Source organism: Streptomyces sp. CA-210063, from assembly GCF_024612015.1.
Classification (GTDB): domain Bacteria; phylum Actinomycetota; class Actinomycetes; order Streptomycetales; family Streptomycetaceae; genus Streptomyces.
Genome location: NZ_CP102512.1, coordinates 308,086 through 322,989 on the forward strand (window position 1 = coordinate 308,086; position 14,904 = coordinate 322,989).

Annotated in this window: 10 protein-coding genes and 3 pseudogenes; 9 read left to right on the plus strand and 4 right to left on the minus strand. The window is 69.8% G+C overall.

Translation table 11 applies throughout. The features are described from left to right. Positions 1–2: 2 nt before the first annotated feature. Positions 3–877, plus strand: a protein-coding gene (locus tag JIX56_RS01290) for an IS5 family transposase (protein ID WP_443031732.1) whose coding sequence is annotated in 2 segments (ribosomal slippage) — positions 3–396 and positions 396–877 — 876 coding nt in all. Because the reading frame shifts where the segments join, the coding sequence is not laid out codon by codon here. 21 nt (positions 878–898) lie between these two features. Here JIX56_RS01290 and JIX56_RS01295 read toward each other — a convergent pair. Beyond that, positions 899–1,864, minus strand: a complete 966-nt coding sequence (locus JIX56_RS01295) for an NAD(P)-dependent alcohol dehydrogenase (RefSeq protein ID WP_257536882.1) — start codon at positions 1,862–1,864, stop codon at positions 899–901. Between the two features lie 108 nt (positions 1,865–1,972). Between JIX56_RS01295 and JIX56_RS01300 the strand changes: the two are divergent. Further along, positions 1,973–2,132, plus strand: a pseudogene (locus JIX56_RS01300) (TetR family transcriptional regulator); the annotation flags it as partial. Here JIX56_RS01300 and JIX56_RS01305 read toward each other — a convergent pair. The 3 genes and pseudogenes from JIX56_RS01305 to JIX56_RS01315 all read right to left on the minus strand — a co-directional run. Continuing rightward, positions 2,123–3,211 (minus strand): annotated as a pseudogene (locus JIX56_RS01305) (aldehyde dehydrogenase family protein); the annotation flags it as partial. The pseudogenes JIX56_RS01300 and JIX56_RS01305 overlap by 10 nt on opposite strands. Then, a complete protein-coding gene (locus JIX56_RS01310; protein ID WP_257536883.1) occupies positions 3,208–4,842 on the minus strand; it encodes a hypothetical protein in 1,635 nt (544 codons plus the stop codon). The pseudogene JIX56_RS01305 and the gene JIX56_RS01310, both read right to left, overlap by 4 nt. After that, complete coding sequence (locus JIX56_RS01315) at positions 4,842–5,690, minus strand: tyrosine-type recombinase/integrase (RefSeq protein WP_257551541.1); 849 nt, start codon at positions 5,688–5,690, stop codon at positions 4,842–4,844. The genes JIX56_RS01310 and JIX56_RS01315 overlap by 1 nt, the downstream gene beginning before the upstream one ends. On the opposite strand from JIX56_RS01315, the pseudogene JIX56_RS01320 reads away from it, so the two are divergent. The 7 genes and pseudogenes from JIX56_RS01320 to JIX56_RS01350 all read left to right on the plus strand — a co-directional run. Then, a pseudogene (locus JIX56_RS01320) lies at positions 5,643–6,634 on the plus strand (amino acid permease); the annotation flags it as partial. The gene JIX56_RS01315 and the pseudogene JIX56_RS01320 sit on opposite strands and share 48 nt — an antisense overlap. Positions 6,635–6,852: 218 nt before the next feature. Beyond that, entirely contained in the window at positions 6,853–6,942 is a 90-nt protein-coding gene (gene kdpF, locus JIX56_RS01325; RefSeq protein ID WP_257536884.1) for a K(+)-transporting ATPase subunit F, read from the plus strand. 8 nt (positions 6,943–6,950) lie between these two features. Further along, complete coding sequence (kdpA, locus tag JIX56_RS01330; protein WP_257536885.1) at positions 6,951–8,615, plus strand: potassium-transporting ATPase subunit KdpA; 1,665 nt, start codon at positions 6,951–6,953, stop codon at positions 8,613–8,615. After that, on the plus strand, positions 8,612–10,741 hold the full coding sequence (gene kdpB, locus JIX56_RS01335; RefSeq protein WP_257536886.1) for a potassium-transporting ATPase subunit KdpB: 2,130 nt from the start codon (positions 8,612–8,614) through the stop codon (positions 10,739–10,741). Before kdpA ends, kdpB begins: the two co-directional genes overlap by 4 nt. Before the next feature lie 5 nt (positions 10,742–10,746). Then, complete coding sequence (locus JIX56_RS01340; protein ID WP_257536887.1) at positions 10,747–11,412, plus strand: potassium-transporting ATPase subunit C; 666 nt, start codon at positions 10,747–10,749, stop codon at positions 11,410–11,412. Between the two features lie 124 nt (positions 11,413–11,536). Continuing rightward, positions 11,537–12,220 carry a response regulator gene (locus JIX56_RS01345; RefSeq protein WP_257536888.1) on the plus strand — a complete coding sequence of 228 codons (684 nt, stop codon included), beginning with the start codon at positions 11,537–11,539 and terminating at the stop codon, positions 12,218–12,220. Between the two features lie 67 nt (positions 12,221–12,287). Further along, complete coding sequence (locus JIX56_RS01350) at positions 12,288–14,834, plus strand: sensor histidine kinase (RefSeq protein ID WP_257536889.1); 2,547 nt, start codon at positions 12,288–12,290, stop codon at positions 14,832–14,834. The last annotated feature ends 70 nt before the right edge of the window (positions 14,835–14,904 follow it).

The following is a 14,904-nucleotide window of genomic DNA, read 5'->3' on the forward strand; positions in this document are numbered from 1 at the left end:
CTGTGGGGCGTGGCGATCTGACGAATGGACAGTGGGCCCGGCTTGAGCCGTCGTTGCCGCAGGGCATCAGGCCGGGCCGTCCGCCGGTGTGGACGCGACGGCAGCTGATGGACGGCATCCGGTGGCGGACCCGTACCGGTGCTCCCTGGCGTGATGTGCCGGAACGCTACGGGCCCTGGGATCGGGTGTACGACCTGTTCCGGCGCTGGCAGCGCGACGGCACCTGGGCCAGGATCGTCACTCAGCTCCAAGCTCAGGCGGACGCGAAGGGCCTGATCACCTGGGACGTGAATGTCGACTCCACCGTCTGCCGGGCCCACCAGCACGCCGCCGGGGCCTCGAAAAAGGGGGTCTGCAAAAGGAGCCGCCCGGCGGCATTGCCGTCGAGCCGGCCGACCACGGTCTCGGACACTCCCGAGGCGGCCTGACCACCAAGATCCACCTTGCCGTCGAGCAGGGGCAGAAGCCGCTGAGTGTCGTGATCACAGCCGGTCAGCGGGGTGACTCGCCGCAATTCGAGCCGGTCCTGGAAGCCATCCGGGTACCTCGCCTTGGTCCGGGCAGGCCCCGCAGGCGGCCGGACCGGGTGCGGGCCGACACAGCGTACGGCTCCCGCCGCAACCGGGCCTACCTGCGCAGACGCGGGATCAAGGCGACCATCCCGGTCCCCGCCGACCGCGTCCGCAACCGCCAGAAGCTCGGCTCCCGAGGCAGTCGGCCGCCGAAGTTCGACAAAACCGACTACCGCGAGCGACATGCCGTCGAGTGCGGGATCAGCCGCCTCAAGCGCCACCGAGCCGTGGCCACGAGATACGACAAGCTCGCCGTCCGCTACGAGGCGACCGTGTTGGTCGCAGTCCTCAACGAGTGGCTGTGACCAGCACCTTCCCAACAAACCCTAGTCGACCCTGACCACGTACTTGCCCCGCACCCCGCCCGCCTCCAGCGCCCGGTGTGCCGCCGCTGTCTCTTCCAGCGGGAAGACCGTGTCCACCGCCGGCCGCAGCTTCCCCTCCGTCACCTGGCGGGCGAGGTCGTCGAAGAGCGCACGTTCGGGGTTGCCGCTGAAGAAGCGCACCCGGCCGCGTCCGTGGACGGCGCTGGCCGCGATGTAGCCCAGCGAGGCGGCGGGCCGCGTCAGGTCGAAGGCGATGGTGACCATGCGTCCGCCCGGCTTCAGCATCCGCCGTACGGCACGCAGGTCGGTGCCCGCCGTGTCGAGGACCACGTCGAACAGTCCCAGTTCCGCAGGAGACACGGTCCGGTGGTCGACGGCGTGGTGGGCACCGAGCGTACGGACGAAGTCGAGGTTGGCAGCGCGGGCCAGGGCCGTGACCTCGGCACCGTACGCCAGTCCGAGCTGGACGGCGGCGTTGCCGACGCCGCCCGCCGCGCCCCGTACAAGCAGCCGTTCGCCGAGGCTCAGTGCGGCCTTGTCGCGGAGGGCCGTGACGGCCGTGGTGGCCACCGGCAGCGCGGCAGCGGCCACGAGGTCCAGCCCGTCCGGGACCCGGCCGAGCCGCTCGGGCCGTACCGTCACGTACTCGGCAGCGCTGCCGAATCCGGAGCTGCGGCCCAGGACGCCCCACACCTGGTCGCCGACCGCTACGCCGGTCGCGCCGGTGCCGAGTGCGGCGATCTCGCCAGTGAAGTCCAGCCCGATGCGCTGCGGGAACCTCCGGCCGGTGATGAGGCGGGCCCGACCGGAACGGGCCGCCAGTTCGCCGCCGTTCACGCTGAACGCGCGCACGCGCACGAGGACCTCGCCGGGTGCCGGTCCGGGACGTGGCACCCGGCCCACATACAGCACCTCGGGGCCGCCGAAGCGGTCGAACAGTACGGCTTTCATCGTGCGGTCGTCCATCGTTGCGTTCTCACCTTCGCCACCAGTGGCCGTGCGGGGGATCGTGGCGCCGAGCGTAGGCTGGCCGACGGACGAGATCGTCCACTTGACCGGAGGTGAGAGCCAGCGGTGGGGGAATCCTCTCGGATCGCGGGGCAGGACAGTCTGCGGGCGGACGCCCGACGCAACCGGCGGCGCATCCTCTCGGCTGCCCGCGTGGTCTTCGCCGAGCACGGCATCGACGCGCCCATGGCGACCGGCCCGACGGGCCGGGGTCGGCGTGGCGACGGGCACAGTGTCGCCGGTCGGGCGCCTGTCCATGATCTCCTCCTGCATGATGGGCGATGCTGGGTCGACATCGGTGAGCACGGTCGGTGCGATGTACAGGTCGTCGCGGTCGTGCCGGCCTCCCACCGCCGGCCGGCCGGAATCGAGCAGACGGGTGAGCCGGTCGAAGTGCCGCTCGTTGATGATCCGGCCGAAGTCGGGTGAGGTCTGCGGGGTGGTGCCGAACCGGGCCTCGACCGCCGCGCGCAGGGCGGGAACCAGTGCGGCGGCGGTGGCAGGATCGGCCAGAACGTAGTCGGGGGCTATGCACATCTGCCCCGCGTTGCCGAACTTGCCGCCGACCAGCCGCTTCGCGGTCTCGTCCACGTCAGCGTCGGGCGCCACGAAGACCGGTGACTTGCCCCCGAGTTCGAGCGTGACCGGGGTGAGGTGCTTGGCGGCTGCGGCCATGACGATCCGGCCGACGGTGCCATTGCCGGTGTAGAAGATGTGGTCGAAACGCTGCGCCAGCAGGGCCGTGGTCTCCTCGGCGCCCCCCTCGACCACGGTGAGCACATCGGCGTCGAAGTACTCACGCAGGAGGCGTGAGGCGACCGCCGAGGTGTGCACCGAGATCTCGCTCGGCTTGGCCACCACGGTGTTCCCGGCGGCCAGTGCGCCGATGATGGGGTCGATGAGAAGGTGCAGGGGGGCATTCCACGGAGCGATCACCAGGACGACCCCGAGCGGGTCGTACGTGGTGTAGGCCGTGGTCGTGGGACCGAAGTGGGCGGGAACCTCCACCGGGCGGGGCTGAAGCCAGTTCTCGAGATTCGCCAGTGCCTCGTCGATGTCGCCAATGGTGGAGTCGATCTCGTGCGCCTTGGCCTCGGCGGCGTTCTTCCTCAGGTCCTTCCAGAGGGCTTCGATCAGTTCCTGCTCGTTCTCGACCAGCAGTGCCCGCAGCCGCTGCAGTTGGTTGACGCGCCAGTCGAGTGGGCGGGTGACGCCGGTGTTGAACGTCGTACGAAGGCGGCCGACCACCTCCGCGGCCGTTTCGCTCTGGTGCGTCCTCGGCTCGGTCGCCTGTGTTGCGGTCATGGGGTGTGCTCCGTTCTTGATGCAGGCCGCGCCGTCAAAGGCGTTTTTGGCATGCCGTAGTGCCCGGTGGTGCCGAAGGGCGAGTCGAAGAAGTCCCGGCAGGACGACAGCCACAGGTCCATCTCGCCGGCCAGCAGCTTCTTCGCGTCTGCCGGCTCGACGCCGAGTTCCTTCGCCGCGGTGGCGGTGTCGTGCTTCAGCTCGGCCTCCCGCTGCGGCGGGATCACCCGCAGCTGGACCGCCTCCTGGAGAGCGTGGGACAGACCGTCGGCGACCGCGGCCTCATGCAGCGGCCGAAGCGCGGGGATGTCCGCGTAGTGGGCGGCGGCCACTTCTTTGGAATGGCCGCGGGCCAGCAGCGGCAGCTGGCCCTTGGTGACCCGGTAGAACTCCGCCTTGTAGGTCTTGCGCAGACGTCTGAGGTGGACCGTCAGCCGGTCACCGTGCTCGTCGCGCAGGTCTTGCCGTTCGCAGAACGCGATGGCGGCGAACCGGGGCCGGTAGTGCCGTACTCCGCCGCGGATCTTGGCGCCGTTGGGGTGCCAGTAGATCCACAACGCCGTCTTCGACTCGTCCCCGGTGTGGGCCCGTGCCCGGCGGGTCAGCCGCAGGGCGAGGCGGATCAGCCCGCCCGGGGTGCCTGGGCTGCCGTCCCGGACCCGCATCCGATTGACCTCTCTGCCGTGCCGGCGCCGTTTGACGTACTCGATCTCGACATAGCCGCGGGTCGCGTTTTTCAGGCAGTACACCGAGAGTTCCAGCGCGCTCTCCGGTTCCAGACCGGTGGACAGGATCAGCAGCAGGTAGATGGCCGTCAGGTCCTCCGAGGAGGGAAACACCGCGTGGTGCAGCTCGGGGTGCTTGCCGGCCCAGGACTGCGGGCCCATGCCCGGCCGGCGGGTGCGGTGAGACATCAACTGCCGGCGGCTGATGGGGCCGTGGCGGTCCAAGTACCACAGCACGTTCTCCCACCGTCCCCAGCCGCCGGTCAGCGGGTCCTCGCCTGCGGCCACCGCGGGGTCCGCCTCGGTGGCCAGCCGCCGTACCGCTTCACGGATATGGCTGCGGCAGGCTTCCCGCAGGGCTTCGGCGACCTGCGGCGGAAAGGCGTCCACCTGGTTCCCGAAGTGCGGCCGGGGCTGGAGCCCGACGAACATCAGCCGGTCGTGCAGAGCCGGGCTCAGCGTCTGTGGCCGAGCGTCGCGGATCTCCCGCAGCAACGTCATCGCCTGCGTCAGCATCGCGTAACCCGTCCGCGGCGTCGGCATCGTCGCGTAGAGCCACGTCTCGAAGTTGTTGAGGTCCTCCAGCGTGATCTGCCCGGTCGTCCAGGTCGCGGCCTCTTCGACCCGGTCGGCGAAGAACGCGTCCCGGTTCCGGGCGACCTGGACGTATGCCTGCACCGTTCCGGGCGAGGCGATCCGGCGGCCGACCCGTGCCATCGAGCGGATCGTCTGCGCCAACTCGCGTGCTAGAAGCAAGCACTTGGCGTCCGTGAGGTCGACGAGGGTGGACGGCCGGTCGGGAAGCTCAACCCGGAAGGCCAGCGGAGAGATGTCCTCGCCCGCCTGCGCGGCCTCATCCATCGGCAGCGCGAAGTTCGCCCGGCGCGGGCGCCTCAGCCCGCTCATCACGCACCCTCCAGGGCCGACAGGTCGTCGATACTGCCCTCCGTCAGCCGTCCCGCCATCTCCGCGACCGCCTCGTCGATGAGTTCCTGGGCCTCCGCCAGGGAGTCCAGGTAGATGTAGGTCGAGCTGATGTGGCGGTGCCCCAACAATCGCTGCAAGATCCGCAAGGGGTCGCCCATGACCCGCTCGTAGGCGCCCATCCGCAGGTCGGAGGAGCCCGAGCGCATTGAGGCGATCTGCTGGCGGACCAGCTGCGTGAGCATGTGAATGGCGAACGTGTGCCGGCATGTGTGGGGCGAAGCCTCCACCGGCGTCCCGGCCGCCGCCGTGCGCTCGCCGGCCCGGGTGAACGCGTACTCCCACGAGTTGAGCGTCATCGGAGTGCCCCGCTCGCTCAACCACAAGGCCAGCGGCCCCAGCCGGGTGCCGCCCGCGTCGACCTCGACCAGCCGCCTCCGCTCGTCCGGCGACAGATCCGACCACCGGACCGAGATCCACCGGCCGGACGCCGCCCGCAGCGAGCCGCCCAGCGGGCCCGCGTCGCGTGCCTCGATCCACCGCCGTCCCGGCCAGCCTCCTCGCCCGGCGGCCCGAGCGAGCGTCACCGCCCGCTCCACCTCGGCGTACTCCGTCACCCGCCGCAGCACCCGCACCGGAAGCCAGACCGACCGGCCGCGGTCGCCCTTGGTCGTCAGCACCGCCAGGTCCAGCCGCGTAGAACGCTCCTCCGGCAACGGCCGCAGCCGGGCCAGCTCCGGCTCCAGCAGACTGCCGCCCTCCTCCAACCGGGCCCCCGTGGTCAGGGCGCGACCGTCCTCGCGCAGCTCGCGGATGCCTCGCTGGGCCACAACTGGGCGTTCTACGTCATCCAGTTCGCCACGATGATCCTGCTGGCCCTGTCGGCCAACACCTCCTTCGGCGGGCTGCCGGCGCTGCTGAAGCTGCTGGCCCGGGACAACTACCTCCCGCACGTCTTCGCCCTCAAGGCCGACCGCCAGGTCCACCGGCACGGCGTCCTCGCCCTGGCCGCCGTCTCCGCCACGCTGTTGGTCTTCTCCGGCGGCGACACCAACACCCTTGTGCCGCTGTTCGCGATCGGAGTGTTCGTCGGATTCACCATCGCCCAGGTGGGGATGGTCCGGCACTGGCGCGCGGAGCGGGGCCCGGGATGGCCCGCCAAGGCCGTTCTCAACGGCTTCGGCGCGCTGCTGACCGGCCTGTCCGCGGTGGTGGTCACGGCGACCAAGTTCGAGGAAGGCGCCTGGTTGATCGTGATCGCGCTGCCTCTGCTGGTGGCGCTCTTCGAGACCGTGCATCGCGCGTACGGGGAGATCGGCGAGCGTCTCGGTCTCGGCCGGGTCCCGGAGCCGCCGCACCGCGACCGTTCGATCGTGATCGTCCCGGTGTCGAACCTGTCCCGGCTGACCGCCGAGGCCCTGGGCGCCGCCGCCTCCCTCGGCGACGAGGTCCGCGCGGTCACCGTGTGGCACCCGGAACCTGAGGACCGGGCCCAAGCGCATGCCCTGGCGGGAGCCTGGGCGGAGTGGGACCCCGGCATCCCGCTGATCCCGCTCACCTCCGAGCGCCGCACGCTGGGCCGCCCGATCGCCGCGTACGTCCGCGAGACGGCCGCCGCCGAGCCCGGCGCCCGCGTCACGGTGCTCATCCCGGAGGCCAACCGGGGCGCCTGTGGCAGCGGCTCCTTCAGAACCAGCGCGGCGTGGTCGTGGCCCACGCGGTACGGCGGGAGACGGACGCGGTGATCTGCCGGCTGCGCTTCCGGCTGCGATGAGCGCCCCTGCGGTGTAAGAGCGGTGTCAAAGGTCGAAGCGTTGCCGTTAGGGACCCGTCAAGGCCGATCGTTTTTGGCCGACGAAGGGGTTTCCTCTTTTCGTCCGATTCTCTTTCGAACCTCTTCTAGGAGTTCGCGATGGCCGATGTGGCCTTCGTCGTCACCACGATCGCGGTGTTCGCGCTGGTGGCTCTCGTCGCCAAGGGGGTGACGAAGCTGTGACCGTCGAGAACGTCGTCGGCCTGATCGTGGCCGTCTCCCTGCTGGGCTATCTCGTCCTCGCCCTGATCTTCCCCGAGAGGTTCTGAGCAGCCACATGGGTCCCGTACTTGCCGGCGTGCTCCAGCTGCTCGCGCTGATCGCGGCACTGGCGCTCGCCTACCGCCCCCTGGGCGACTACATGGCCAAGGTCTACTTCTCCGACAAGCACTGGCACGTCGAGAAGTGGATCTACAAGGGCATCGGCGCAAACCCGAGCACCGAGATGCGCTGGCCCGCCTATCTGCGCGGCGTCCTCGCCTTCTCGGCCGCCGGAGTCCTCTTCCTTTACCTGCTGCAGCGGCTCCAGGGCGTCCTGCCCGGCTCGCTGGGCTTCTCCTCGATCGACCCGGATCAGGCGTTCAACACGGCCGCGTCGTTCGTCACCAACACCAACTGGCAGTCGTACTACGGCGAGCAGGCCATGGGCCACGTCGTGCAGGTCGGCGGCCTGGCGGTGCAGAACTTCGTCTCGGCGGCCGTGGGCATGGCGGTAGCGGTCGCGCTGGTGCGCGGCTTCGCCCGCTCGCGCACGGGTGAGCTGGGCAATTTCTGGTCCGACATGGTGCGTGGCGTGACCCGCATCCTGCTGCCGCTCTCCCTGGTCGCCGCGGTCGTGCTCGTCGCGTGCGGTGTGATCCAGAACTTCTCCGGCATCCACGAGGTCGGGCAGTTCATGGGGGGCTCGCAGCAGTGGAACGGCGGCGCCGTCGCCTCGACGGAGGCCATCAAGGAGGTCGGCACGAACGGCGGCGGCATCTTCAACGCCAACTCCGCCCACCCGTTCGAGAACCCGAGCCCGTTCTCAAACCTCTTCGAGATCTTCCTGCTGCTGGTGATCCCGTTCTCGCTGACCCGGACCTTCGGCCGGATGGTCGGCTCCCTGAAGCAGGGCTACGCGATCCTCGGCACGATGGCGACGATCTGGTTGAGCTTCGTCGCTCTGATGATGTGGACCGAGTTCGCCCACCACGGGCCGGCGCTCGACATCGCCGGCGGCGCGTTGGAGGGCAAGGAGGTGCGCTTCGGCGTCAGCACCTCGGCGATCTGGGCAGTCTCCACGACCCTCACCTCCACCGGTGCGGTCAACTCCTTCCACTCCTCCTTCACCGGCCTCGGCGGCGGTATCCAGCTGCTGGGCATGCAGCTGGGCGAGATCGCGCCCGGCGGTGTCGGCTCCGGCCTCTACGGCATGCTGATCATGGCGATCATCGCGGTGTTCATCGCCGGTCTGATGGTCGGCCGTACGCCCGAGTACCTGGGCAAGAAGATCGGCACCCGCGAGATCAAGTTCGCGGCCTGCTACATCCTCATCACTCCGGCGCTGGTGCTCATCTTCACCGCCGCAGCGATGGCCCTGCCCACCCCGGGCAACTCGATGACCAACTCCGGCGCGCACGGATTCTCCGAGATCCTGTACGCCTACACGTCGGGCGCCAACAACAACGGCTCCGCCTTCGCCGGCCTGAACGCCGACACCCAGTGGTTCAACACCACCATCGGGATCGCGATGCTGCTGGGCCGGTTCCTGCCGATGGTGTTCGTGCTGGCCCTGGCCGGGTCCCTCGCCGAGCAGAAGCCGGTCCCTGCCACCGCGGGCACGCTGCGCACCGAGAAGCCGCTGTTCACCGGTCTGTTGGTGGGCGCGATCCTGATCATCACCGGTCTGACGTACTTCCCGGCCCTCGCGCTGGGTCCGCTGGCCGAGGGACTGGCGACATGACCACCGACACCAAGAAGCAAGAGGACGCCATGTCCACCGCCACCACTCCCACCCGGGCTCCCCACCAGGATGTCCCGACCGGTCACAAGGAAGGCCGGGTCGGCGCCGGGCTCTTCGACCCCAAGCAGCTGGTCAGGTCGCTGCCGGACGCCTGCCGCAAGCTCGACCCGCGCATCATGGTCAAGTCGCCGGTGATGTTCGTGGTCCTCGTCGGCTCGGTGCTGACGACGATCTTCTCCTTCAAGGACCCCGGCGACTGGTTCGGCTGGGCGATCAGCGCCTGGCTCTGGCTGACCGTGATCTTCGCCAACCTGGCGGAGGCGGTCGCCGAGGGCCGCGGGAAGGCGCAGGCCGACACGCTCAGGAAGGCCAAGACCGACACGGTGGCCCGGCGGCTCGTGGACGACCGTGAGGAGCAGGTCCCCGGCACGGACCTGCGCGTCGGCGACCTGGTCGTCTGCGAGGCCGGCGACATCATCCCCGGCGACGGTGACGTCGTCGAAGGCGTCGCGAGCGTCGACGAGTCGGCCATCACCGGCGAGTCGGCCCCGGTCATCCGGGAGTCCGGCGGTGACCGGTCCGCCGTCACCGGCGGGACGAAGGTCCTCTCCGACCGCATCGTCATCAAGATCACCACCAAGCCCGGCGAGACCTTCATCGACCGGATGATCAACCTGGTCGAGGGCGCGGCCCGGCAGAAGACACCCAACGAGATCGCCCTCAACATCCTGCTCGCCTCGCTGACCATCGTCTTCCTGCTCGCCGTGGCCACACTGCCGCCGTTCGCGGACTACGCCGGCACGCACCTGACCATGGTGGTCCTGGTCGCCCTGCTCGTCTGCCTGATCCCGACCACCATCGGCGCCCTGCTGTCGGCCATCGGCATCGCGGGCATGGACCGACTGGTGCAGCGCAATGTGCTCGCCATGTCCGGGCGGGCCGTCGAGGCCGCCGGTGACGTGTCGACGCTGCTGCTCGACAAGACCGGCACCATCACGCTCGGCAACCGCCAGGCGTCGGAGTTCGTGCCGGTGAGCGGGACGACCGAGGCCGAGGTCGCGGACGCGGCACAGCTGTCGTCGCTGGCCGACGAGACGCCCGAGGGCCGCTCCATCGTCGTACTGGCGAAGGAGAAGTACGGGCTGCGTGAGCGTCACCAGGGCGAGCTGGCGCACGCCGAGTGGGTCGCGTTCACCGCCCAGACCCGCATGTCGGGCGTGGACGTGGACGGCAGGAAGGTCCGCAAGGGCGCGGCCGGTTCGGTCATCGCCTGGGTGCGGGAGCAGGACGGAGAGATCGCCGAGGACGCGGACACCCTCGCCAACCGGATCTCCGAGGCCGGCGGCACCCCGCTGCTGGTCGCTGTCCAGGACGACGCGGGCGCCCGTGTGCTGGGCGTCATCCACCTGAAGGACGTCGTCAAGGAGGGCATGCGGGAGCGGTTCGAGGAACTGCGCCGCATGGGCATCAAGACCGTCATGATCACCGGTGACAACCCGCTGACCGCCAAGGCGATCGCGGACGAGGCCGGGGTCGACGACTTCCTCGCGGAGGCGACGCCCGAGGACAAGATGGCGCTGATCAAGCGGGAGCAGGCGGGCGGCAAGCTCGTCGCGATGACCGGCGACGGCACCAACGACGCTCCCGCCCTCGCCCAGGCGGACGTCGGCGTCGCGATGAACACCGGTACGTCGGCCGCGAAGGAGGCCGGCAACATGGTCGACCTCGACTCCAACCCGACCAAGCTCATCGAGATCGTCGAGATCGGCAAGCAACTGCTGATCACCCGGGGCGCGTTGACGACCTTCTCCATCGCCAACGACGTCGCGAAGTACTTCGCGATCATCCCGGCGCTGTTCGCGGCCGTCTACCCGGGCCTGGACAAGCTCAACATCATGAACCTGTCCTCGCCGGACTCCGCGATCCTCTCCGCGGTCATCTTCAACGCGCTGATCATCATCGCGCTGGTGCCGCTGGCCCTGAAGGGCGTGCAGTACCGGCCGGTGAGCGCGGACAAACTGCTGCGCCGGAACCTCGGGATCTACGGCCTGGGTGGGCTGATCGCCCCGTTCATCGGCATCAAGATCATCGACCTGCTCATCTCCCTCATCCCCGGAATCGGTTGAGCGCCATGAAAAACACGGTCATCAACACCGCCCGGCTGTTCGCGGCGGGCCTGCGCGCCCTCCTCGTGCTGACCCTGGTCACCGGTGTCGTCTATCCGCTGGTCGTCACCGGCATCGCACAGGGTCTGTTCAACGACAAGGCGAACGGCTCGGAGATCAAGGCGGGCGGCAAGGTCGTCGGCTCGTCCCTGATCGGGCAGGCGTACAACCTGCCGCTTGAGGGCCGGGAGACCCCGGAGCCGGACCTGAAGTGGTTCCAGGGCCGCCCGCAGAACGGGCTGGGCAGCAACAGCGTCAACACCCAGTACAAGCTGATCCTGTCCGGCGCCACCAACCGCTCCGCCGACAACGAAGAGCTCATCCAGTGGGTGAAGGACGCAAAGGCCGCAGTCATCAAGGACAACTCGGTGACCGCCTACACCGTCAAGCCGTCGGAGGTCCCCGCCGACGCCGTCACCTCCTCCGGCTCCGGACTGGACCCGGACATCTCCCCGACGTACGCCGACCTCCAGGTCCACCGGGTTGCCGAGCAGAACGGCCTGCCCGTCGACCAGGTGCAGAAACTCGTCGACGAGCACACCGAGGGCCGCACCCTCGGCTTCATCGGCGAGCCCCGCGTGAACGTCCTCGAACTCAACATCGCGCTCAGGGAACTCGCGGCGAAGAGCTGATGGCGTTATGCGACCCCCGCGGGAGCCGGCGGCCCGGAGCACGCTCCGAGTCCGTCGGCTCCCGCCGCCGTAGGCGAACCGGTGGGGGTCCCTACCCCGCGCATGACAGGAAAGGCGCACGCCGATGACTCGGGTGCTGGTCGTGGAAGACGACCCCCAGCTCGTACGAGCCCTTGTGATCAACCTGCAGGCCCGCCAGTACGGCGTGGACGCGGCACCCGACGGCGCCACCGCGCTCCGACTCGCCGCCGCGCGCCAGCCCGACGTGGTTCTGCTGGATCTCGGGCTGCCGGACATGGACGGCGTGGACGTCATCAAGGCCCTGCGGGGCTGGGCCCGCGTACCGATCCTCGTGCTGTCCGCGCGCCGTGCCTCCGACGAGAAGGTGGCGGCACTGGACGCGGGCGCCGACGACTACATCACCAAACCGTTCAGCATGGGCGAACTGCTCGCCCGGCTGCGGGCCGCCGTCCGCCGCACCGAGGACCTGCCGCTCGCGCCCGAGGCGACGCTGGTCGAGACGGACGACTTCACCATCGACCTGCTGGCCAAGAAGGTCCGCCGAGACGGGCACGACGTGCGCCTGACCCCGACGGAATGGCACCTGCTGGAGATCCTCGTCACCAGTCCCGGACGCCTGATCACCCAGAAACAGCTCCTGCAGGAGGTGTGGGGTGCGTCGCAGAGCAACAAGACCAACTATCTACGGGTGTACATGGCCCAATTGCGCCGCAAACTGGAGGCTGATCCTGCCCATCCCCGGTACCTGATCACCGAGGCGGGGATGGGCTACCGCTTCGAGGGATGAATCCCGTGACTCCAGCGGATGAGACCTGCCCCCTGGCCTGATAGCCCACGACCGCAGAGACGAGAACATGGCACGCGGCAAGCTTCGGATCTACCTCGGTGCGGCACCGGGCGTCGGCAAGACGTACGCCATGCTCTCCGAGGCCCACCGCCGGACCGAACGGGGCACCGACTGCGTGGTGGCCTTCGTCGAGCACCACCGCCGGCCGCGCACCGAGGTGATGCTGCACGGCCTGGAGGAGATCCCGCGCAAGGAGCTGGAGTACCGGGACGCGGTCTTCACCGAGATGGACGTCGACGCAGTCCTGGCCCGGCACCCCCAAGTCGCGCTGGTCGACGAACTCGCGCACACCAACGTCCCCGGTTCCCGTAACACCAAGCGCTGGCAGGACGTCGAGGACCTGCTCGCGGCCGGGATCGACGTCGTGTCGACGGTGAACATCCAGCACCTGGAGTCCCTCGGTGACGTGGTGGAGTCGATAACGGGCGTACGGCAGCGGGAGACCGTCCCCGACGAGGTCGTGCGCCGCGCGGACCAGGTGGAACTGGTCGACATGTCGCCGCAGGCGCTGCGCCGCCGTATGGCACACGGCAACATCTACAAGCCCGACAAGGTCGACGCGGCCCTGTCGAACTACTTCCGGCCCGGCAACCTCACCGCGCTGCGGGAGCTGGCCCTGCTGTGGGTGGCGGACCGGGTCGACGAGTACCTGACCGAGTACCGCAGCGAACACCAGGTGTCGAAGATCTGGGGCTCGCGTGAGCGGATCGTGGTCGGACTGACGGGAGGGCCCGAGGGGCGGACGCTGATCCGCCGGGCCGCCCGGCTCGCGGAGAAGGGTGCGGGCGGCGAGGTGATGGCCGTGTACATCGCCCGCAGCGACGGCCTGACCTCCGCCTCGCCCAAGGAGCTGGCCGTCCAGCGCACTCTCGTCGAGGATCTCGGCGGCACCTTCCACCATGTGGTCGGCGAGGACATCCCGGTGGCGCTGCTCGACTTCGCGCGCGGGGTGAACGCCACCCAGATCGTGCTGGGCGTCTCGCGGCGCAAGGGCTGGCAGTACGTGTTCGGGCCGGGCGTGGGGGCGACGGTGGCCCGGGACTCCGGGCCGGACCTGGACGTCCACCTGATCACGCACGACGAGGTCGGCAAGGGGCGCGGGCTGCCCGTCGCGCGGAGTGCGCGGCTCAGCCGCTCCCGGATCATGGCCGGCTGGCTGGCCGGCGTGGTCGGCCCGGCGATCCTCGCCCTGCTCCTGACCAACATCGACGCGGACCTCGGTCTCGCCAACGACATGCTGCTGTTTCTGTCGGTGACGGTGGCGGCGGCCCTGCTCGGCGGGCTCTACCCGGCCCTCGCCTCGGCGGCGTTCGGCTCCTTGCTGCTGAACTACTACTTCACCCCGCCCCTGCACCGGCTGACCATCGCCGACCCCAAGAACATCGTCGCCATCGTGGTCTTCGTCGCCGTGGCGGTGTCCGTGGCGTCCGTGGTGGACCTCGCGGCCCGGCGCACCCACCAGGCGGCCCGGCTGCGCGCCGAGTCGGAGATCCTCTCCTTCCTGGCAGGCAGCGTGCTGCGCGGCGAGACGAGCCTGGAGGCGCTCCTTGAGCGGGTGCGCGAGACCTTCGGCATGGAGTCGGTGGCCCTTCTGGAGCGCCGGAGCGACGTCGACCCCTGGACCTGTGCGGGCAGCGTTGGCCCACGGCCGTGTCAGTCCCCGGAGGCGGCGGACGTCGACATGCCGGTCGGGGACCACATGGCGCTCGCCCTCTCCGGCCGGGTGCTGCCCGCAGAGGACCGCCGGGTGCTGGCCGCGTTCGCCGCGCAGGCCGCCGTCGTGCTGGACCGCCAGCGGCTGAAGCACGAGGCCGACCAGGCGAAGATGCTGGCCGAGGGCAACCGCATCCGCACCGCGCTGCTCGCCGCCGTCAGCCACGACCTGCGCACCCCGCTGGCCGGCATCAAGGCATCGGTGTCGTCCCTGCGCTCCGACGACGTGGAGTGGTCCGAGGAGGACCAGGCCGAACTCCTGGCCGCGATCGAGGAGGGCGCCGACCGGCTCGACAACCTGGTGGGCAACCTCCTGGACATGTCCCGCCTCCAGACCGGCACCGTCGCTCCGCTGATCCGTGAGATCGACCTGGACGAAGTCGTGCCCATGGCGATGGGCGGCATACCGGACCCCGAATCCACTGTCGTCCTGGACGTACCGGAAAGCCTGCCCATGGTCGCCACGGACAAGGGGCTCCTGGAGCGGGTCGTCGCCAACGTCGTCGAGAACGCCGTCAAATACAGCCCCACCGACGAGCCCGTCCTGGTCTCGGCCAGCGCCCTCGCCGACCGTGTGGAGGTCCGGGTGGTGGACCGCGGTCCCGGCGTCCCCGACGAGGCCAAGGACCGCATCTTCGAGCCCTTCCAGCGCTACGGCGACGCCCCCCGAGGCAACGGAGTCGGCCTCGGCCTCGCGGTCGCCCGCGGCTTCACTGAGGCCATGGGCGGCACCCTCCAGGCCGAGGACACCCCCGGCGGCGGCCTCACCATGGTCCTCAGCCTCCCGGCCGCGGGCCGCCCACCGGTCACTTCCGACCTTTCCGCGACGGCCGTTCCGTAGAGCGACAGGCTGTGACGGACGACGGCTGTAGTCCGGGTCAGCAGTAGGAACAGCCAGGCCGGCAGCCGCA